18 protein-coding genes and 1 pseudogene are annotated in these 21,585 nt (G+C 47.9%); 12 read left to right on the top strand and 7 right to left on the bottom strand.

Features of this window, described 5'->3' with window-relative positions:
- Positions 1 to 466 precede the first annotated feature (466 nt).
- Together AAKU64_RS16735 and AAKU64_RS16730 are read left to right on the top strand one after the other, a co-directional pair.
- Positions 467 to 718 carry a hypothetical protein gene (locus tag AAKU64_RS16735; RefSeq protein ID WP_354362496.1) on the top strand — a complete coding sequence of 84 codons (252 nt, stop codon included), beginning with the start codon at positions 467 to 469 and terminating at the stop codon, positions 716 to 718.
- Positions 719 to 769: 51 nt separating this feature from the next.
- Entirely contained in the window at positions 770 to 1,258 is a 489-nt protein-coding gene (locus AAKU64_RS16730; protein WP_354362495.1) for an HNH endonuclease, read from the top strand.
- Between the two features lie 444 nt (positions 1,259 to 1,702).
- Here AAKU64_RS16730 and AAKU64_RS16725 read toward each other — a convergent pair whose 3' ends face one another.
- The 6 genes from AAKU64_RS16725 to dnaA all read right to left on the bottom strand — a co-directional run bounded on the left by AAKU64_RS16725 (position 1,703) and on the right by dnaA (position 9,721).
- Positions 1,703 to 1,861 carry a hypothetical protein gene (locus tag AAKU64_RS16725; RefSeq protein WP_354334573.1) on the bottom strand — a complete coding sequence of 53 codons (159 nt, stop codon included), beginning with the start codon at positions 1,859 to 1,861 and terminating at the stop codon, positions 1,703 to 1,705.
- A gap of 4 nt (positions 1,862 to 1,865) precedes the next feature.
- Positions 1,866 to 2,795: an AlbA family DNA-binding domain-containing protein gene (locus tag AAKU64_RS16720; RefSeq protein WP_354362494.1), complete on the bottom strand. Its 930-nt coding sequence runs from the start codon at positions 2,793 to 2,795 to the stop codon at positions 1,866 to 1,868.
- 210 nt (positions 2,796 to 3,005) lie between these two features.
- Entirely contained in the window at positions 3,006 to 3,707 is a 702-nt protein-coding gene (locus tag AAKU64_RS16715) for a DUF3334 family protein (protein WP_354334569.1), read from the bottom strand.
- 381 nt (positions 3,708 to 4,088) lie between these two features.
- A complete protein-coding gene (gene gyrB, locus AAKU64_RS16710; RefSeq protein ID WP_354333742.1) occupies positions 4,089 to 6,584 on the bottom strand; it encodes a DNA topoisomerase (ATP-hydrolyzing) subunit B in 2,496 nt (831 codons plus the stop codon).
- A 318-nt stretch (positions 6,585 to 6,902) separates the two neighbouring features.
- Positions 6,903 to 8,009: a DNA polymerase III subunit beta gene (gene dnaN, locus AAKU64_RS16705; RefSeq protein WP_354333741.1), complete on the bottom strand. Its 1,107-nt coding sequence runs from the start codon at positions 8,007 to 8,009 to the stop codon at positions 6,903 to 6,905.
- Positions 8,010 to 8,326: 317 nt separating this feature from the next.
- Positions 8,327 to 9,721 carry a chromosomal replication initiator protein DnaA gene (gene dnaA, locus AAKU64_RS16700; RefSeq protein WP_354362493.1) on the bottom strand — a complete coding sequence of 465 codons (1,395 nt, stop codon included), beginning with the start codon at positions 9,719 to 9,721 and terminating at the stop codon, positions 8,327 to 8,329.
- Between the two features lie 624 nt (positions 9,722 to 10,345).
- Here dnaA and rpmH point away from each other — a divergent pair.
- The 9 genes and pseudogenes from rpmH to AAKU64_RS22630 all read left to right on the top strand — a co-directional run.
- A complete protein-coding gene (gene rpmH, locus AAKU64_RS16695) occupies positions 10,346 to 10,480 on the top strand; it encodes a 50S ribosomal protein L34 (protein ID WP_061535510.1) in 135 nt (44 codons plus the stop codon).
- Positions 10,481 to 10,552: 72 nt separating this feature from the next.
- Positions 10,553 to 10,954, top strand: coding sequence for a ribonuclease P protein component (locus AAKU64_RS16690; RefSeq protein ID WP_354362492.1), 402 nt, complete (start codon positions 10,553 to 10,555; stop codon positions 10,952 to 10,954).
- Between the two features lie 10 nt (positions 10,955 to 10,964).
- The gene (gene yidD, locus AAKU64_RS16685) at positions 10,965 to 11,318 is read left to right on the top strand and encodes a membrane protein insertion efficiency factor YidD (protein WP_354362491.1); all 354 of its coding nucleotides are present in this window, start codon (positions 10,965 to 10,967) and stop codon (positions 11,316 to 11,318) included.
- A 7-nt stretch (positions 11,319 to 11,325) separates the two neighbouring features.
- Positions 11,326 to 13,011, top strand: a complete 1,686-nt coding sequence (gene yidC, locus AAKU64_RS16680) for a membrane protein insertase YidC (protein WP_354362490.1) — start codon at positions 11,326 to 11,328, stop codon at positions 13,009 to 13,011.
- Positions 13,012 to 13,388: 377 nt separating this feature from the next.
- Complete coding sequence (locus AAKU64_RS16675; protein ID WP_354362489.1) at positions 13,389 to 14,891, top strand: tRNA modification GTPase; 1,503 nt, start codon at positions 13,389 to 13,391, stop codon at positions 14,889 to 14,891.
- Between the two features lie 437 nt (positions 14,892 to 15,328).
- Positions 15,329 to 17,734, top strand: a complete 2,406-nt coding sequence (locus AAKU64_RS16670; protein WP_503012710.1) for a penicillin acylase family protein — start codon at positions 15,329 to 15,331, stop codon at positions 17,732 to 17,734.
- Positions 17,735 to 17,826: 92 nt separating this feature from the next.
- Entirely contained in the window at positions 17,827 to 18,597 is a 771-nt protein-coding gene (locus AAKU64_RS16665) for a class II glutamine amidotransferase (protein ID WP_354362487.1), read from the top strand.
- Between the two features lie 27 nt (positions 18,598 to 18,624).
- On the top strand, positions 18,625 to 19,551 hold the full coding sequence (locus AAKU64_RS16660) for a LysR family transcriptional regulator (RefSeq protein ID WP_354362486.1): 927 nt from the start codon (positions 18,625 to 18,627) through the stop codon (positions 19,549 to 19,551).
- A gap of 263 nt (positions 19,552 to 19,814) precedes the next feature.
- A pseudogene (locus tag AAKU64_RS22630) lies at positions 19,815 to 19,925 on the top strand (transposase); the annotation flags it as partial.
- Between the two features lie 386 nt (positions 19,926 to 20,311).
- On the opposite strand, the gene AAKU64_RS16650 reads toward AAKU64_RS22630, so the two are convergent.
- Positions 20,312 to 20,593, bottom strand: a complete 282-nt coding sequence (locus AAKU64_RS16650) for a hypothetical protein (protein WP_354362485.1) — start codon at positions 20,591 to 20,593, stop codon at positions 20,312 to 20,314.
- 714 nt (positions 20,594 to 21,307) lie between these two features.
- On the opposite strand from AAKU64_RS16650, the gene tnpA reads away from it, so the two are divergent.
- The coding region (tnpA, locus tag AAKU64_RS16645) for an IS66 family insertion sequence element accessory protein TnpA (RefSeq protein ID WP_354362484.1) at positions 21,308 to 21,585 on the top strand (278 nt) is incomplete at its 3' end.

Genomic DNA, 21,585 nt, shown 5'->3' with positions numbered 1-21,585 from the left:
GTTATGGCTTGTGGTGAAAATGAGAATCGTCAGAGACGGTGAAATTGTGGCGTTGATCGTATGTCTTTGAATTGCCGGATAGCTGAATCCAGCAAGAGGTGTTCAGTACGAACTGACTAATCTGACTTATAGTCCGTACCCTTGCCTTTGACCGTCCGCTTGACCTTCGAATGTATTGTCCGACTGAAAATTTTAACCATGATGATTTCCTCCACTATCGTCATTCACTATAAGATTATTTGTGTCTGGGCGATATTACAAAAACTAACAAACATTACCCCGCTAACGCATATTACATGCAGGTTTTCTTAAACATATCTTTGTAAACCGCATGGGATAAATTGCTCAAGCGGAGGAGCCTTTTTAAGATCATGCAGTGTCGATATTTATATAATATGAAGATATCCTGATAGCAATTTGCATTATTCCTCTGTTAACCAAAACCCCTATTTTATCTGCCAAACTAATGACGCCAAATCGCTGGAATAGAGAACAACTCACATTGGCTTACTACTTGTACTGCCAACTGCCTTTCGGTCGCCTGCATAGCCGTAACCCAGAGATCATAGAACTGGCGCAGCTCATTGGCCGCACGCCGTCTGCGGTGGCGATGAAGCTGGTTAACTTCGCCAGCCTAGATCCCGCCATCACCAGCACTGGCCGCAAAGGCTTAAGCGCCGCATCCAATCTCGACCGCGAAGTGTGGGCAGAATTTTAGCAGGATTGGGAGGCGCAGATCAGCGCGAGCGAAAACCTCAAACAGCGGCTTATGATGGATGCCAATCCTAGCCCAAGCTCCACGGCAAACCCAATAGCGGAACAGGGCGACCAGCCTACCGATTTCACTGGCGAGACTAGGCAGGTCATGACAGCGCAAAGGATCAAGCAAGGCTTTTTTAGACGCGCCGTGCTGAGCAGTTATAAGGGGCGCTGCTGCATGTCCGGCATGTCCGAGCCGCGCCTGTTGATCGCCAGCCACATCGTGCCGTGGAACCAAGACAAGGCAAACCGCCTCAACCCCGGCAACGGCCTATGCCTATCGGCACTGCATGACCGCGCCTTTGACCAGCACCTGATTAGTCTGACAGACGACCTCACAATTTTAGTCGGTGACGCTATCAAACGAAGGCGGGACGAGCCCATGATGCAGAGCGTATTCTTGGCGCTGGAAGGGAAACACATTGCCCTACCGGAGAAGTTCATGCCAGAGAAAATCCTCATCACCCAGCACCGTTTGGCATTTGAATTGGCGCAGTGATGGTATAAAAAAACGGAAATATTGTGCAGCGACTCCACCAGAAAAATATCTTTAACGCGATACCTATCTTTGCTCAAAGTGGATGCGCAATGTCCAATGTGGCTCTTGAGGTGAATCATAGAAGGTCGCATGGGGATTGCGAAAGTAATTTTGAACTACGTTTCGAAAAATTTACAAAATCCAGACCAACCCGTCCAATATGATGACTTGCGAGTGCTTAGTAGCGAGCCGTATAGATGTCTCTTAATTGCGCAATCGGAATGAAAGTCTTTTGGAGCTGTTTAATAGGTGCCTGATCATCAGACTCTAGAAATGAAACGGTAAGCACACTCACTATCAAATACCCATCAAACAAAACTGTTATTTCTAACCATATGATTTTTAAGAACTTTTGTTCAAATATCTGACTGAATAACTGGCTTTGTCAAACACCCGTCAAACAAATTAAGTCCATTTTGGTACATAGCGACGCAATTTCGGCGGTGCTGTTTTATCCTGCAAATGGATATCTTTTGCAAGTAAAGCTTCTTTAAGTAAACGAGACGCCGTTGCGCTGTTTTTGGGGTCTATCCCAAATCGCTCACGAAGCGATGTATTTGTCATAAATTTACTTTGTACATACCAGCTCCCGTATGGCCAGTTCTGGATAAACTGAGACAGATTTTCTCAAGGCTTGTCCAATGACTTCATTAATTGGCAACAGATTATTAATAAACCCTATCAGCCCTTCAAAACCTGCTGCGTAGCCGCGTGCGCCTTCTTGTTCACGTAATGTGGTGACTCGACCAGTTCCCTGATAAACAATCACCTGGACGGCTTTTCGTTGCAAGTTACCAAAATCAGATAATTTCTTTGCAAATAAAATAGCCCCCAGATTAAATATGCGCCAATAGCCGCCACCCATGGCTTCAATTAGGCGGTCTGAAGCGAGTGCGTCGAGAATCCCGTCGCGGCCATTGGGTAGGGGCTTATTTAACAGATCAAAATAAGCTGCAAAATCCAGTAATTTCAGAACTTCATCTGAGCTTACTTTTTCCGAAGCGGCCAGCATTTCAAACGGCGTATCATCAAGGACTCGCCATAGCTGGCGTTCTTTTTCGGGGAAGTCTTTCAGTCGTTTTTTATAAGAGCCAATACGAATGTAAGCACTGCCAGAGAATTGGACCGGATGCCGGAATGCGCGGTCAATTTCCAGTATGACGATTGCGAGCTCATCAAGCGTTACGCTGTAAAAATGGAAGGAAATTTTAGGAGATAGCTGGCGCAGTAACCAGTTCTCCAGCTCTTCATTACCTATTTTTTTCTTATGAGGAGAAAAATCAGTTCCGACAAAAGTGTAGCTGCCGTCGTCAACTCCCCAGATCAGATAGGCGTGTGATTTGCCATCTAAAGCTGCCGAGTTGGACAGTGCAGAGATGTATTCACCGATTTCCTGTGGTTCTGCATTGTTATGCTTAAACTCAAGCCAGCCAGTTTCAGCAGGTAATGCAATAAGCTCATGTGCCAGACTTCTAAGATATTCTTGATCTCGTGACATTATCCTGATACGTTTGATGAATTGCCACAACAAAGAAGCCCAACAAACTGCAGGGCTTCTTTCGATTCAAACTATGCTTAAACGCCAATATTCATCGCAAGCGGCGTGTTCGGTTAAAGACATACCCCGTACAGTTTCGTATTATCGCCCATTAGAGCAATAAAAATCTGACCAGCGGCAATTGCGTCTTCAATTTGAGCTGCAATCAACTCACATCCCCAAAGATCTTAAGAGTTCATCACTAGCATCATCGGCGGCGTTAGCTGTCGGTTGAGTTGAGCTTGTTTGGCCGGACTTATCCGCTTGCTCCATGTCCAGCAAGGCATCTGGATCGGTGATTTCGCTGGAGTCGAAGTCATGCAATTTAATGAATTCTGTGCGGTCAATCGCGAGTTCCAGATAGAAAATATTATTATTTTCTGTGAAGAAGGAGACGCGGCGGATTTCCGGGCGGTCTAGTGGAGTATCGACGCTGAGCATGACTTGTTTGTTCAGCACCAGCATTTTGGGTTGGTTTTGAGTGATGTTGGTTTGTAGTTCTCTGCGGACTTTACCGGTGAAATCGCCGACGATCTGGTTCATCAGTTCGCCCAGGATATTCGAGACCTCATCGGAGCTGAATGAGGAGGCTAGTTCGGACTTGGGCATACCCATGCTTAGCATGTATTTCTCATAAATTTCTAGGGCGGCGTTGCCAGCAAAATTCAGCACAACCAAGCCAGAAAATCCGCCGTCAAATAAGACAAAGCAACCGATATCAGGCTTCAGACCGATCTTGGTTACCCGCTGCACCATGGCAGAGTAATGAATCTTGCTTTGCGTCGCTACGTTCAATACTCGTGTGACCGAATTACATAAACTGGTCAAAAGATCTTCGGTTCCATAAACGACCGTTTTTTCTTCTTTAATCATGTGCGACTCCTAAGGGTATTTTTTGAATGTACTTTTGTTTTATTCGCCCAGTACGCGGTGCGCTATTGCCTGTGCATCGCTTTGCCCAGATCCAGGCCCTACATTTTGCAGCGTCGATGGTGCGGCGAGCGCCACGCAAGCTTTTGCGCTCAGACACGGTGATCCATGGAATTAGTTAAGAATATTCAATGGGACACGCGGCGTCCAGTTGTTTCACGCTTTCTGTGCAATTTGCTGCAGCTTTATGCCTGTGATGGACGACGGTATGTTGCTGAATTGATCTTTTTGCCTGGTCAAAAAATGATGTGCTCGTCAAAACCCATACCTGTAAAAAAAGCCATCCAAAAAATGGATGGCTTTTTTGATTGTTATATTTTTACGTTATACGTCAATATTCCCAGCCCTTAAAGCATTGGATTCGATGAAAGCACGACGAGGTTCTACATCATCGCCCATTAGCGTAGTAAATATCTGATCAGCAGCAATCGCGTCTTCGATTTGTACTTTGAGCAGGCGACGTACTTTTGGATCCATGGTGGTTTCCCATAACTGCATTGGGTTCATTTCGCCTAGTCCTTTGTAGCGCTGTTTGCTGACGCCGCGTTCGGCTTCGTCGCGCAGCCATAGCATGGCGTGATGGAAGTCGGCTACGGCGCTTTCTTTCATACGCTCGCCTTCGCCACGGCGGATGAAGGAGCCTTCGCCTAGCAGGCCGCGGAAGGTGTTGGCGGCGTTTTCTAAAACTTTGTAATCGTTACTATCGACGAAGTCGGCGTCGATGCTGCTGACTTTGACGTTACCGTGGTACATGCGTTCTATGCGCAGGCCGAAGGAGCCAGACAAATCATCCGTGCGTACGATGGCTTTGACCGCCGGGTCGTTGATAGTGGTGGTGAGGGCGGTGGCGGAGATTTGTGCGTTTTCTGCGGTGTCCATTTTGAGCGTGACGCCGGTCATGATGGCAGTGAGGGCGGCACGATCGATCATGCGGGTCAGGCGCGTCATGATGGCGTTGGCGAGATTGTATTGGCGTACCAGTTCTGCCAGTGGTTCGCCCGTAATCGGGTCTGCGCCTGTGCTTGGGATGAGCGATGCGCCAGTCAAGGCAACGGTCATCATGTAGCTGGCTTCTTCAGAGTCATCTTTGAGGTAGCGTTCATCGCGGCCAGCTTTTACTTTGTACAAAGGTGGCTGGGCGATGTAGATGTGGCCGCGCTCTACCAGTTGTGGCATCTGGCGATAGAACAAGGTCAGCAGCAAGGTACGGATGTGGGCACCGTCGACGTCGGCATCGGTCATGATGATGATGCGGTGGTAGCGCAGTTTTTCTACATTGAATTCGTCTGGGCCGATGCTGGTGCCTAGCGTGGCGATCAGAGTGGTGATCTGTTCGCTAGAGAGCATTTTTTCAAAGCGGGCTTTTTCTACGTTAAGAACTTTACCGCGCAGTGGCAAGATCGCCTGGAACTTACGATCCCGGCCTTGCTTGGCGGAGCCACCTGCGGAGTCACCTTCGACGATATACAGTTCGCACAGCGCGGGGTCTTTTTCCTGGCAATCGGCGAGTTTGGCGGATAAGCCTAAGCCGTCCATGACGCCTTTACGGCGTGTGAGTTCGCGGGCTTTACGGGCTGCTTCGCGCGCGCGTGAGGCTTCTACGATTTTGCCGCAAATGATTTTGGCGTCGTTAGGGCGTTCTTGCAGGTAGTCGGATAAAGTTTTGGCGACGATCTCTTCGACCGGGCCACGGACTTCGCTGGAAACCAGTTTGTCTTTGGTTTGTGAGCTGAACTTTGGCTCAGGTACTTTGACGGACAAGACGCAGGTTAAACCTTCTCGCATATCGTCGCCGGTGACTTCGACTTTGGCTTTTTTGGCGTAGTCGTGTTCTTCAATGTATTTATTAATCACACGGGTCATCGCTGCGCGCAAGCCAGTCAGATGGGTGCCGCCGTCGCGTTGCGGGATGTTATTGGTGAAGCATAAAACTTGTTCGTTGTAGGCGTCGTTCCATTGCATGGAAACATCAACGGTGATGTTGGTGCCTTGGTCAGACAGACGCTCGCCAGTGGCTTGGAAAATCGTTGGGTGCAAGACGCTTTTAGATTTGTTGATGTATTCCACAAAGCCACGGGTGCCGCCCTCAAAGGCAAACATTTCTTCTTTGCCTGTACGTTGGTCGGTCAGTTTGATGCGCACGCCGTTATTGAGGAACGATAATTCGCGAATACGTTTTGCCAGAATCTCGTAATGGAATTCGACATGGGTGAAGATTTCTTCATCGGCCCAGAAGTGGACTTCGGTACCGCGCTTGTCGGTGTCGCCGATGACTTTAATCGGGGACACGACGATGCCGTCGATGGTTTCTATTTCACGGTTTTGCGGCACGCCACGGACAAATTCCATCGCATATTGTTTGCCGTCGCGGCGGATGGTGAGCTTGAGTAATTTGGACAGTCCATTAACGCAGGAGACACCAACGCCATGCAAACCGCCGGAGACTTTGTAAGAGTTTTGATCGAACTTACCACCAGCATGCAGCTCGGTCATAACGATCTCTGCCGCGCTGCGTTTTGGGTCGTGCTTGTCGTCCCATTTGATACCGGTCGGAATACCGCGACCGTTATCGGTAATGGAGATGGAGTTGTCGGCATGGATGGTGACGTTGATCTCGGTACAGTGACCGGCTAGCGATTCATCGATCGAGTTATCCAGCACTTCAAATACCAGGTGATGCAGACCGGTACCGTCCGATGTATCGCCAATGTACATGCCGGGGCGCTTACGCACGGCTTCCAAACCCTCCAGAATCTGGATTGAGGATGCGCCATAAGCATTTGGCTGCGCTGGAGTGTTGTCTTGGGTGTTCTCGGACATGGTTACCTTCTTTATTATGGTCTTACTTGTTCTAACGTTCTAACTGATCTGGAGTTTTAGTTCCCACTCGCAAGCAGCGTAATTGCTGAATGCGGGGCTGGGATGAGGGCGCTTAGTTAGTCAACTTAGTGAGTCAAATTAATTCGTCAACTTAGTTACCAACTTAATTCGTCATATCGCTTGAATAAATCCGGCACAAACCACTTTGAAATCCATAGCAGAATTTGTGTAAATCCGGATTAACTAATCGCCCTCACTTCCCAGCCGCATTCAGTAATTACGCTGCATGCGGCTGGGGAGCTTTAGCACTCTTTCGCACTAAATCCGCATTGGCATAACGACGTATTTAAAATCGGCGTTGTCTGGGATGGTGATTAATGCGGATGAGTTGGAGTCACCAAAGGCGAGATTGATCTGATCGACTTTAAGGTTATTCAACACATCCAACAAATAGGTGACATTGAAGCCGATATCGACACTGTCGCCGCCGTAATCGATTTCAATTTCTTCTACGGCTTCTTCCTGATCGGCGTTGGTAGACAGGATTTGCATACTGCCCGGTGTGACTACACAACGCACACCTTTGAACTTGTCGCTGGTCATAATGGCGGCACGTTGCAAAGAGCGCAGCAATTGCTCGCGACCCAAGGTGAAATTGTTTTTGTAACCCTTAGGGATTACGCGGTTGAAATCGGGGAATTTACCTTCAACCAATTTGGAAATCAGCTCAATATCGGCGAACGTCAGCTTGACCTGATTGTTGGCGATGTCGAGTTGCACCAGATCGTCTTTGTCTTCTAACAAACGCTGCAATTCGATAATCGTTTTGCGCGGGATGATGACTTCTTGACGTGGGAATTCTTGTTCAACTTCCACCTGGCAATACGCCAGACGATGACCGTCGGTTGCCACGGCAATCACGTTTTTGCCATCGACCACGAGCAACAGACCATTCAGGTAATAACGAATGTCTTGCTGCGCCATGGAGAAGTGCACCATGTTAAACAGATGCTTGAGCGTTTTTTGCGGCAGGCTAACGCTGGCGTTGAAGTGTTCTGCTTGCGCGACGGTAGGGAATTCTTCTGCCGCCAAGGTTTGCAAAGAGAAGCGCGATTTGCCTGACTGCACAGTCATCTTTTTATTGTCGAGCTTGAGGACAATGTCATTGTCGTCCGGCAGTGCGCGCAAAATATCGAGCAGCTTACGCGCAGCGACGGTAGTGGCAATGCTCTCGCCACCCGAACCGATATCGGCATGGGTGGTGATCTGTACTTCGATGTCAGTCGACAAGAAAGACACTTTTTCGCCGTCCTTGCGTATGAGGATATTGGCCAGAATCGGCAATGTGTGCCGACGCTCGACAATACCGCTCACGATTTGCAGAGGCCGGAGGATTGTGTCCCGGTGGGTTTTGACCAATTGCATGTTTATATCCTCGCGTAATTTTGTTAATAAAGGATGATTCACTTCTGTAGCTTACTTCTATGGCTTGGTTCTGTAACTTTGTTCTGTAACTTAGTTTTATAACTTCAATGCCGTAACGCAATGACTTAAAAAACTTAAATACATCGTCCAATCATTCTGCGGCTTCTAGGGCAAAAATGGCCTGGATGCCGCAGAATGATTGGACGTCTAAAAATGGTACTTCTAAAACCCTAGGGTGCGCCATGCGTACCATCAACTTTACTTGCTTCGTTGCCGCTTGCTTTGGTGCGCACGGCGCACCCTACAATTTGTAATGCTTAACCCTTCAGAGTCTGCTCCAACACATGTAGTTCATGATTACATTCTGGATTCTTGCTGCGATCTGCCGTGATTTTGCGTACTGCGTGCAAGACTGTGGTGTGGTCGCGGCCGCCGAACAGTTCACCAATTTCTGGCAAACTTTTTTGCGTTAATTCTTTCGCCAGATACATCGCGATCTGACGTGGTCTGGCGATATTAGCTGGACGCTTTTTAGAGTACATGTCGGCGACTTTCATGTTGAAAAAGTCTGCAACTGTCTTCTGGATGTTTTCTACCGAAATCTGGCGGTTCTGTACCGATAGCAAATCTTTTAATGCTTCTTTGACGACATCAATCGTGATCTCTTTGCCGTGGAAGCGCGAGTACGCCAGAATTTTTCGCAAAGCGCCTTCTAGTTCGCGTACGTTAGAACGCAGATGCTTGGCGACGAAGAAGGCGACGTCGTCCGAGAAATGTACGCCTTCGGAATGCGCTTTTTTGAGCAAAATCGCTACGCGCATTTCTAGCTCTGGCGGCTCAATTGCTACCGTCAGACCAGAATCAAAACGTGAAATCAGACGATCGTCCATACCCGTGATTTCTTTTGGGTAGGTATCGCTGGTGATGATGATTTGCTTCTTGGCGGCGATCAGCGCTTCAAACGCGTAGAAGAATTCTTCTTGCGTGCGGCTTTTGCCACCAAAGAATTGAATATCATCGATCAGCAATAAATCCAGCGAATGATAGTAATGCTTAAATTCGTCAAACCCTTTGCGCTGGTAAGCAGTAACGACATCGCGTACATATTGCTCAGCGTGGATGTAGCGGATGCGTGCTTTAGGGTTGTCCACTAGAATCTGATTACCAATCGCGTGGATCAGATGGGTTTTACCTAAACCTACGCCGCCATATAAGAACAGCGGGTTGTACGATACGCCAGGATTATTTGCTACCTGGATAGCTGCTGCGCGGGCTAACTGATTGGCTTTACCCGTCACAAAACTATCAAAGGTCAGATCAACATTGATGCGGCTTTGGTCGCGGCGCGGCGTGGATTCTGGCACCGGATCATGCATTTGCGGTGGCATGTCGTTGTTGCTAGTGGACGACTCGCGCGGATCGCTACTTTGATTTGTATTGGTGTTTGCAGCGGGAGCCGGTTTTTTATTGATCCGTGGGTCCAGAATAAATTGGACATCAATATTTTCATCCCAAAATTGCACTGCCAGTTCAGTAATCCGGCTGGCGAATTGGGTTTTAACCCAATCCAGTTTAAAACGATTGGGCGCACCAATCCGCAACCGGCCGTCTTCATAATCGATCGGGGTCAGCGGTTTGATCCAGGCGCTATACTGCTGCGGCGTAAGTTCCTGCTCTAATTGGGACGAGCAGGCTTGCCAGAAATTTTCCATGTAGTCACTTTAATGATGCTGATGTGCGGCGTGTTGTCGAATGTCAAATTGCTGCGGAGTCGCTGCTTAGTCATTAACTTAGCAATGAGTTTGGTTGCTGCTTGCTAAACCCTGCAAATGATTCTGCATGAATACTACTTACGCAAAACAAATTAAACATCTTGCCATTAAGGCAAATCGGTCATGCCACACTAATCCGCTATTTTACTCTTGCTATCCCGAGTTATCCACAGGCTAATGCGGAAATTTGTTAGGACTTACGCAAAACCGCCCAAGCTGCGTTGTAGCTCCTAGCTGTACTAAAGTACTATCTGCGTCGCTAAGCCTTGCTGAGACAATTTTGCGTAAGCCCGATTTGTTTACTTCGACTGCGCTATGACAAGATGAAAAAATGTGCTAAGTGATTGACACGTAAGCAGAAAGTAGTGTCTAATTCAGGGTTCCCTACCCTCTTTTTGTTGATTGCATTGATAGTTTGTTATAAATGCAACACACCATGAGCAGCGGTTTTGGGGAAGTAATGGCGAGTAAGCAATTTTAATTCTGGTTTTAATTCGCATAAAAGCATTACTCGTACATTACCCGTGATTCCGATTTTTTATTTGCTCAAATAGCGAGACCAACATGAAACGTACTTACCAACCTTCCGTCGTTCGCCGCAAGCGCACTCACGGCTTCCGCGCACGCATGGCAACCCGTGGCGGCCGCGCTGTATTGAACGCACGTCGCGCTAAAGGTCGCAAGCGCTTGGCAGCTTGATCTGTCCAGCTATGATCAGTGCTTGTATTGGCTGGTGGCATGAGTTGCACAACTACTAATATGGTTAATGCAATGACATCAGCAACCGCAAGTGGTGATTTTGCACGCGTTCGGCGCATCGTTAAAACGGATGAATTTTCATCCGTTTTTCGTTTGCGGCCGGTACAAAGAACAGCACATTTTGTTTTGTATGCAAGACCGACCGAGCTGCCAAACGCGCGCTTGGGCGTGGTTGCAGCCAAGCGTTTTGCGCCGCGTGCGGCGACACGCAATACGATCAAGCGTGTTACGCGGGAAATTTTTCGTTGTTCGTCCCTGACCAATGTGGATTGTATCGTGCGCTTGTCCAAGCCCGTAAATACCAAAGCAGGTCCAGCTACCACCGCGCAACTGAAGCGTGAGTTGCGGCTGGAGATCTTGCGTCTGTTTGCGCCAGTGCGTTTGCTGGTTACCGACGGTGCAGAAGCGCTGTGAAATCTCTGCCATGAAACCTTTATTGCTCCTGCTGCTGCGTTTTTACAAACTCGCTATCAGCCCTATGCTGGGACAAAATTGCCGTTTTTATCCGTCCTGCTCAGATTACGCGGCAGAGGCAATCCGCGAGCATGGCGCTGCAAAAGGTTGTTTGCTTGCGGGCAAACGCGTATGTAAGTGTCACCCATGGCATCCGGGTGGCGTGGATCCAGTTCCACAAAAATCTGAAAAAAACAGTTTCGTCCCCACATCCGACGGACGTTCTAAAAAGCGTCAAGCTGCGTATGCTACTCATGCAACTAAGCATCACAATATGATGGCTTTAAAAAAACGTCCTGATTCTTCTTCTAAATCTACCTGCTAAAACACAAATGGATATCAAACGTACCGTCCTGTGGGTTGTTTTCTCGATGTCGCTGTTGATCCTTTGGGACAACTGGATGCGTCATAACGGCAAACCATCAATGTTCTCCTTTACGCCATCCAGTCAGGCGCAGCAGAGCAAAAACGCCAGCGCTTCTGCATCAGGTTCATCTGCTGCCAGTACCACTGCCAATAGCAACGTCAGCGCTAATGGTGTTGCCACTGGCACTGATCCTGCTGTCGTGAAAAATGAGCACATCACGATTACTACTGATGTAATCAAAGCCGATATCGACACCTTGGGTGGCGAGATCAGTCGCTTGGAATTACTCAAGTACAAAGATGTAGACGACCACACCAAGAACGTTGTGCTGTTTAATGAAAGTGCTAAACGTACTTATCTGGCTCAAACTGGTCTGATGGGTGGTGCTTTCCCAAACCATAAATCCAGCTTTACTGCTAAGCCAGGCGTGCGCACGATGGATGCGGGCGACAAAGTGCAGCTGGTACTGGAATCTGAATTGAACGGCGTTAAGTTGACTAAGACTTATACCTTCAAAAAAGGTGACTACGTCATCGACGTCAAACATGACGTGACGAATAATTCTCCGGTAGCGATCACACCATCTTTGTATTTGCAGTTATTGCATGATGGTACCAAGCCAGAAAACGGCGGCATGTTCAGCGCCTCCAGAGAGTTTTATGCTCCTGCTGTCTACACTGAGTCGGATCATTTTCAGAAACTGGATTTCCAGAAAATTGAAAAAGATAGCGCCAATCCAGACGCTAAGCCAAATCACGCGACCAAAGCAGACAATGGTTGGGTCGCCGTGCTCCAACATTTTTTCGTGTCAGCTTTTATCCCGCAAGACAAAGCACCACGCACTATCGTGACCGAAAAAGTCAAAGACAATCTGTATGCGGTAGCGACTATTTTGCCAATGGGCAGCATTGCACCAGGCGCGACGGTCAGCATGGATGCGCGTCTGTACTCTGGTCCGCAAGAGTCTGACAAGTTAGAAAAAATTTCACCGGGGCTGGATCTGGTAAAAGATTATTGGTACTTTGCGATTATTGCAAAACCGATGTTTTGGCTTATGGAATTAATCCATAAGTTGCTGGGCAATTGGGGCTGGACAATTGTAGTTTTCACGATCTCCATCAAGCTGGTATTGTTCCCGTTGTCGGCTGCTGGTTATCGCAGTATGGCGAAGATGAAAGTACTCACACCAAAAATGCAAGCCGTGCGTGAGCGTCATAAAGACGAGCCGCAAAAAATGAATCAAGCCATGATGGAGTTGTATAAAACCGAGAAAATCAATCCTCTCGGCGGCTGCTTGCCAATTCTGATCCAGATGCCAGTCTTCTTGTCGCTGTACTGGGTGTTGCAAGCCAGCGTAGAAATGCGCGGCGCTCCGTGGGTGGGCTGGATTACCGATTTGACCGCACCAGATCCTTGGTACATTTTGCCCGTGTTGTATGCGATCTCCATGTTTGTAACGGCTAAGCTCAATCCAAAACCGGCTGATCCTATGCAAGCCAAGATGATGATGTTTATGCCACTGGCTTTCTCAGTGATGTTCTTCTTCTTCCCGGCGGGTCTGGTCTTGTACTGGGTTGTGAATAACGTCTTGTCGATCGCGCAGCAATGGGTGATTAATAATAAGTTGATCCCTCCAGAGCACAAGTCTTAAGGTTTTGAAGGTTTAACCCAGATTTTCCATTGGAACAGCGACAAGTGTGCCTTTGGCGAACTGACTGGCTAGACGCGACGACGACGCAAGCTGCATCTTGCTAGGAGGAGCAACAACGCCAGGCAGTTCGCCAAAGGTGCAATTGTCGCTGTAGCGTTCCCACTCAAATCTCGGTGGTGCTATCCCTCTGAAGACCGCACGCCGTCTGCGTTTTTTGCGAAGTGGTAGCGGTCCAATGGAAAATCTGGGTTTAAGCCAAAAGTCTATGTTAAAAAAGCCCATCTTAATCATGGGCTTTTTTTCTATGGACTCCTGTAGTATTTAGACCAAACCACAAGCCATTTTCCTGTATTTTTTTGCAGAGTTAGAATTACACCATGAACCAACATCGCCATCATCAAAGTAGTTACGACAACACGCCCATTACTGCGATTGCCACGGCACCGGGGCGCGGTGGTATTGGTGTAGTTCGTATTTCTGGTAAAGACTTAAAGCCAGTGATCGACGCCTTATTTGGCGGCGTATGGGCTGACGGCTTAAAAGCGGAAGGTGTAAAAGCGACACAACTCAAGCCACGCCACGCGACGTACCTGCCATTTACGCAAGCGGATGGTAGCGTGATTGATCAGGGCATCGTGCTCTACTTTAAAGGTCCGCATTCTTATACCGGTGAAGATGTCTTGGAGCTACAAGGCCACGGCGGGCCAGTGGTGATGCAAATGCTACTGACGCGTTGTCTGGAGGCGGGCAAAGATGCCGGCTTGCGCTTAGCGCAACCGGGTGAATTTACTCAGCGTGCTTTCCTCAACGATAAACTGGATTTGGCACAGGCCGAGGCCGTGTCGGATTTGATTGAGGCATCGACCGAAGCCGCTGCCAAATCAGCATCACAATCGTTGTCCGGTGTTTTTTCTAAAGTGATTCATGTGCTGGTAGAAAAAGTCGTGCACCTGCGCATGCTGGTAGAAGCGACGCTGGATTTTCCTGAAGAGGAAATCGATTTTTTAGAAAAATCGGATGCCCGTGGTCAGCTCAGCGCCATCCAAACGGCCTTGCAGGCGGTATTTCAACAGGCGGCACAAGGCGCTTTATTGCGTGAGGGTTTGAATATTGTATTAGCCGGACAACCGAATGTCGGTAAATCGTCCCTGCTCAATGCGCTGGCGGGAGACGATGTCGCTATCGTCACGCCCATCGCTGGCACTACCCGCGACAAAGTGACGGAGACTATCCATATCGAAGGTATCCCGCTTAATATCATCGATACCGCCGGTATTCGTCATGAGGATGATCAATACGATGATGAACACAAGTACGAGCATAATGAGCACAATAAGGACGCGCCGCGCAGCAGCATTGATGCGGTGGAGCGTATCGGCATCGAACGTACCTGGGCTGAAGTCAGCAAAGCCGATGTCATTTTGCATTTACTCGATGCTGGCCGTGGCCCGACCCGCGCTGACGACGCGATCGTGGCGCGTTTCCCGGATCAAGTGCCTGTGATCCGCATCTGGAATAAAATTGATCTGTCCGGCCATCATCCTAGCGTCGATCAGATGGCGGATGCTACTCACGTATATTTGTCTGCGCAAGATCATATCGGCATTGATTTACTGCGCAAAGAATTACTCCGCATCGCTGGTTGGCAACAAACTGGCGAGTCCTTGTATCTCGCGCGCGAACGTCACCTGATCGCGCTAAAGCAAGCTAACGAGCATTTAGAATTTGCTGCCGCCTACGCTGCACAAAATGACCAGTCGCTGGACTTATTTGCGGAAGAGCTGCGCTTAACCCAAGACCGGCTGAATAGTATTACTGGCGAATTTACTTCTGATGATTTGTTGGGCGTGATATTTTCCCGTTTTTGCATCGGCAAGTGAGTGAAGTTAGCTGTGACGTCAGCTATGATCTGATCCAAATCTCCTCGCAGCGGGTTCGATCACTGAAATCGTCTTAGTTCCTTCGCACGGAAATTTTCTTCATAACTTCATATCTGAAGTCTCTGAATTTAACCGTCCATTGTTTATAAGCCTTTCAGAGCAAAATGCTTTGGGAAGGCTGATAAACAATGGACAATCTTTTTTAGACTTTGTTTGTTTAATTTCAAGGCGATAGTAATTGCAAAAAGTACATTAGTTAGCAATAATATGTTTCAATAATTCTAACAAATTGGGACATTGGCTTACTGCTGGCCATCGTGTCCATTTCTTTGCAATATCACCAAGGAGTTAAGATGACGACACGCCGGATGAAGCTGACTACAAAGCCTTATCAACTTCTTACAACGCTCAGTTTGCTGGCACTTGCCACGCCACTGATGGCACAAACCCTGATCAGTGATACTGACGATACGCTTTTTACCAAAAATTATCATGCGGAAATCCGTCGTACCAGCATGGGTGTACCTCATATCAAAGCGGCTAATTGGGCTGATCTTGGCTACGGCTACGGTTACGCGCAAGCCGAAGACAATTTATGCACGATGGCGGATGGTTTTCTGACGTATCGCGGTGAGCGATCTCAATATCTTGGGCCGAATGCCTTACCGGTTGCGGGAACCACGTTAGAAACGGCGCGCAATATCGATAGCGATTTTTTCCATAAGCATCTGATTACCAATGATGTGCTCAACGCGATGGTTGCGGCACAACCCCAAGATTTACGTGACATGATTCAAGGGTTTGCTGCAGGGTACAACCGTTATTTACGTCATTTGAAGCTCAGTAGTAACACTGCTCATAGCGCATGCCGCAATGCTGATTGGGTACTGCCTATTCGCAGTAGCGATGTGTATCGCCGGATGTATGCCGCCAATTTGGCAGGTGGATATAGTAATTTCGTGAACAGTATCGCCAGCGCGCTACCGCCTGACGCCACCAGCAAAACTCTGAGCACCTTGACTTATCAGTCTGCACAAACGCGCGCGCCAGAACTTCAGGTTGGTGGTAAAAAAGGTGTCGGCAGTAATATGATCGCCTACGGCAGTGCATCAACCAACTCAGGTAGTCCATTACTATTTGGAAATCCTCATTGGTACTGGCGCGGTGTTGATCGGTTCTATCAAGCTCAATTGACGATACCTGGACAAATTAATGTCAGCGGCGCTTCATCTCTGGGCGTGCCTGTGATCCTGATTGGATTTAACGACAATGTCGCGTGGTCACATACGGTATCGACCGCACGTCGTTTTGGAATCTATGAACTAAGCTTGGCAAATAACGACAGCACGAGTTATATGCGTGATGGTAAAAAAGTGCGCATGACACCATCCGCGATAGCCGTGACCGTTAAATCAGCAGATGGTCGTTTAGCCGTAGTGAAACGGACTTTATACCGTTCTGAGTACGGTCCGATGATGAACCTAGGCTTGCTCAATCCTGCATTAGCCTGGAACACTACAACAGCGTTTGCCATCCGTGATATCAATGCGAGTAATTTCCGTAGCTTCCGAAACTGGCTGCGTTGGAATCAAGCCAAATCGATGGAAGAATTTATCCGTATTCAAAAAGAGGAAGTTGCAACACCTTGGGTCAACACGACGGCAATTGCGCGTAATTCGAGTAAGGCCTGGTATGCCGACATGGGTGCTGTTCCCAATGTAACGGCGGCACAAACGGCCAGTTGCACGACGGCTATAGGTCAGATGATGGCAGCTTATTTGCCGCGAGTCCCGTTTTTTGACGGCGCTAAAAGTGCTTGCGACTGGAAAACTGACGTCGACTCAGTACAGCGCGGCGCACTCGGCCCCTCCAAATTGCCCAGTCTGTTACGTAATGATTATGTCGCAAACATGAACGACAGTTATTGGAGTACCAATCCCAAGGCGCTATTGACGGGATTTCCGGCTATTCTTGGCACAACCGGAACAGAGTCATTGAGCATGCGTACACGCTTGGGGCACACCATGGCACAAGGTCGCTTGGATGGAACTGACGGTTATGTGGGAAATAAAGCTGGTACAGAAGTCGTTGAACAAATGGTACTTAATAGCCGGGTACTGACAGCTGAACTGTTTAAGGCACAAGTATTACCGATGATTTGTGGATCAACGACTCTTACCATCAGCAGTGATCCTGAGACCGGCGAGAGTTTTCCGGCAAAACTAGTCAATGTCAGCGCTGCTTGTACTGCTTTAAGTAGTTGGGACAACACTGGTAACCCCGGAGTACGCGGCCCGCATATCTGGGACGAATTTTGGCGACGTGTTTCATTGCTGTCGGAAGCACAACTGTACAAAGTGCAGTTTAATCCCGCTGATCCTATTCACACTCCACGTGATATCAGTCCTGTTGCCGCATCCAACTTACAGCAAGCTTTTGGCGCTGCTATTTTACGCATACAGGCCAGTGGATTTGCGATGAGCGCGACTCGGGGCGAGACTTTATTTGTTACACGCAATCAACACAAGATAGGCTTATTTGGAGGCTGCGATAACGTTGGTTATTTCACAGTTGCTTGTTCGGACAATCGTCTGGATCAAGGAGGCTATAGCATGGACGGAAACCCTAACGGGAATAGCTATATGCAGGTTGTCAGCTTCCCAAATGGTAACGTCGAGGCGCATAGCTTTTTGACCTTTTCGTTATCTGATGACCCGGCATCGATACGCTCCAGAAATTACACAGAACGTTATGCATCAAAGAACTGGCTGAAATTACCATTCACAGAGAGTGAGATCCATAACGATAGCGGCTATCGTAGTAGTTATATCAGTGAATGGTAGTCTGGCTTAGGACAAATCCCCGAAGTCACTTGGTCACTGTCGCGCAATGATGCTAAGCTTGGATTTTATGTAAAGCAGCATTGCGTCTGACTATGTGTCAATTACTAGGAATGAATTGCAATACCCCGACCGATATCGTATTTAGCTTTACGGGGTTTGCTACACGCGGCGGCCGTACGGACGAACATAAAGATGGCTGGGGCATCGCATTTTTTGAAGGCAATGGTGTACGCCATTTTGTCGATCACCAAGCCGCCGTTGCTTCCCCGATTGCCGAGCTGATCAAGCGTTATCCGATCAAATCTAAAAACGTCATCGCCCACATCCGTAAAGCGACCCAAGGACAAGTCACGCTAGAAAATTGTCATCCCTTTGTGCGTGAATGTTGGGGCCGCTATTGGGTGTTTGCGCACAATGGCGATCTAAAAAATTTTTATCCGGTCTTAGATGGGGCATACCATCCTGTCGGTACAACAGACAGCGAACGGGCATTTTGTTATCTACTACAAGAAATGCGCCGTCGTTTTGGCGAGGCTTTGCCATCGATGACCGAGATCACCCGGTTCATGCGCCAGATTACCAATGAGATTGCGCAATACGGTACCTTCAATATGATGCTGTCGAATGGCGAGGCACTATTCGCACATTGCTCTACTAAATTACATTACATCGTCAGAAAATATCCTTTTGCCACCGCCAGTTTGTCGGATGAAGAAGTGGCTGTCGATTTTTCTGAAGTGACCACGCCTCAAGATCGCGTTGCCGTCATCGTCACAGAACCATTGACCAAGAATGAGAACTGGACCCAGTTTGCGGCGGGTGAGCTGATGGTATTTGTGGATGGCGATGTGCATGCCCCATGATGATTTGTCTTTTTTATTTTTACGACCATGAGCAATCGGCCTAGCGACCACCTCGATACCAACTTATTGCGCGTCTTGCATACATTGCTGACCGAGCGCAGCGTTACCCGCACCGCCATGAAGTTGGGACAATCGCAACCAGCAATTAGCAATATGCTAAAGCGCTTGCGTGACATTACCGGCGACGCAATATTAGTACGCGGCAAAAACGGAATGACAGCGACCGAACGCGGCGAAGAATTATTGCTGCTGGCAAAGCAGGGGCTCAGCGTGCTGGATAGCATCACGCATCCCGCGCCTAGTTTTGTTGCTGCACAAAGCCAGCGAGTATTCCACCTCGGTGCACCGGATTATTTAAGCGTTTTGCTGATCCCGATGATCATGGAGAAAATACGCGAACAAGCACCCAATGCGGGTCTGGTCGTTCATTCATTAAATGTAGGATTTGATTATGCGTCGGCGCTAGAAAACGGTGAGCTGGATTGCGTCATTGGTAATTGGCCGGACCAACCACCGCACTTACATTTAGCGCATTTATTTGAAGATGACTTAGTCTGCATGGTTAATAACCAGCATCCGATAGTCAAAAAAGGTCTATCGCTTAAATATTATTTAGAGATGCCGCACCTCGCGCCCACTCCTTATATGATGGGACATCGCAGCATCATTGATAGCGCTCTTGCTGAGCAAGGTTTAAAGCGACATATACAAATGACGATCCCTTACTTTGGCATGGTGCCGGATGTACTATCGCGTACGGATCTGATTTTTACCACCAGCCGTAGCTTCGCCATGCACTTTGTCGGGCAATGGCCGATTACGATTTTGCCTATGCCGGTAGAGATGCCAAAAATGCGTTTCTTCATGCTGTGGCATGAGCGCTCACATGCGGCAGCAGAGGTGCAATGGTTGCGTAAGATGGTGTCGGATGCTTCGCGGGAAGTTATGACATAAACATTACACATAGCAAACCGTATCTTTTCTCAATTGTAATTTATAAGTTAACCCCTAGATTTTACCCGTGGGACTCATGAAAGTTTGATCTATACGTCGATCGCTATCGGAAGAAGAAGCTTGAAAAAGAAAAATGTCCGAAGTTTGAGTGACCCGAGGTGGGATTTTAAATTTTCATACCGGAGCGCCGCAAGAAATTGAATTAAGGGGTGTTACGCAAGCATCTTGGAGATATTCCATAAGCCTAATATAAAGTCGTAGAAGAGCATTCGATGATAGAGCATGTTCATATTTGTCTGAATCTTCCACCAAAATATGCGGTATCAAATGTGGTTAGCTATATAAAAGGTAATAATGCGATATCGATGGCATAACAACTCGGTGGCAGAAAGCGAAACTTCATCGGCGAGGTTACTCTTCTTCTACTGCCGAGTTGTATGAAGAAATAGTTCTAACTTACATCCGCAATCAAGAGTAAGTGGATGATCGCTAAGATTAAACGAAATTAAGACTGTAGCCGCTTTAGAGGATCATGGGTTACGTCCAGTACCTTTGAGGCGCTGCAGCAATAAACCTCCAGCTCTATTGGAGGCAATTTAATTTACACAAATTAGTTTTTGGAATGCAAAAAAACCGAATACTTAGAGGCTTTTTATTTGGCCTGCTTCTCCATAAAATAGGCTGTCACTAAAGAGCCTTATTTAGAGAGAATGATATGCCAGAGGTAATTAAGCTTAGCCAGCGTGATTGTAGACGAGCCTTAAAACTGGAAGTTGTCGGAGCCGGAGAAAAAGACACACTGATCTACAAGTAAGCGCAAAAGGAGTATGGCATCCACGGTCATGGTACTGTGTTGATTTGGTTGACGAGTACGGCCAGCAACACTGGAATGTTTTGGGACAATCACTGATGCGATGGTCAAGGAATTCGGGGTGACGACGGCAAAAAAGCTATCGCCCGAGCTACTGAAATCCTCCAGAAAAAACAATGCATGAGCACATAGGCCTATCAGTTTTTCGGGATCAGTAATCAGGCGTGCCATAAACGTATTCATACTCAGATGAGCTAGCTGAGTGTCATGCGATTCTTCGAAGCATGGCGACGTAAGTACGTATTAAGCAACCGAAAATCGGCACACACAAGCTTCAGCTTCTCTACTTCCTCAAGGACCGGGGGGATTACCGGGTGAAATCACCTGTTTGAGGGTCTGCGAATGGCGCGTAAGTTGACGCAACCGAAGAAGAGTCAGCGCAAGACGACCCGGTCGCTACTCTGGATGTTCAAAGCCCCGAAGCTGATTAAAAACGCATCAAAACCGAGAAGAGCCGAACAGTTGTAATTGGTCGACATCACTTATATTGAACGAATTACGCAGCGGAATGCTTGAGTCTGGTCACTGACGCCTGTTCGTACAATGCTATGGGATCATCTGCATCCGAATTGTACCGATAGCGCCGCACAGGCGTTGAAGATGACTTTAAAATATTACATAACTGATCGTCAACTGATCAATCATTCCGGTCGTGGTTTACAACATAGTCCCCCTCAACGTATCAACAATGAGATTACCGTCATAGTTATTATTATGCTTAATGGCCTAGGTCCATGAACGCTAGCAGAATACCTCAACCGAACAGGTCAATTGAATTTTGAGAAACGAATTTTTGGCAGTTAAGCGTAACCGTCCAACGCCTCCATCTATGAATACCCCTTAATTTCATGCACTCTTCAAACCTGATCACTTTGGAGAGCAAGCATGTCAAGAATCAAATCCACCCTCAGTCGTGCGCAATGGTTGCAACATGTCACCGCCTGGCGAGGCTCAGTGCTATCGCAAGCGGCGTATTGCCGTGAGCATCAATTAAATCACTCCACATTTCATGGTTGGATTTCACGTGGCCAGGTACCCGCTTCGGCGTGCGCACCGCTGACGACTTTACCGATTGTTGTTCAACCTAGCCCACCAGCCGCTTCAAATTTGCCGCCCATCGTGTTACGCCATGACTCTGGGTGGCAACTCTCGCTACCTGCTAA

The organism is Undibacterium sp. GrIS 1.8 (genome assembly GCF_040544445.1).
Taxonomy (GTDB): Bacteria; Pseudomonadota; Gammaproteobacteria; order Burkholderiales; family Burkholderiaceae_D; genus Undibacterium.
The sequence above is the reverse complement of the archived record's forward strand: the minus strand, read 5'-3'. Positions and strand labels throughout refer to the sequence as shown.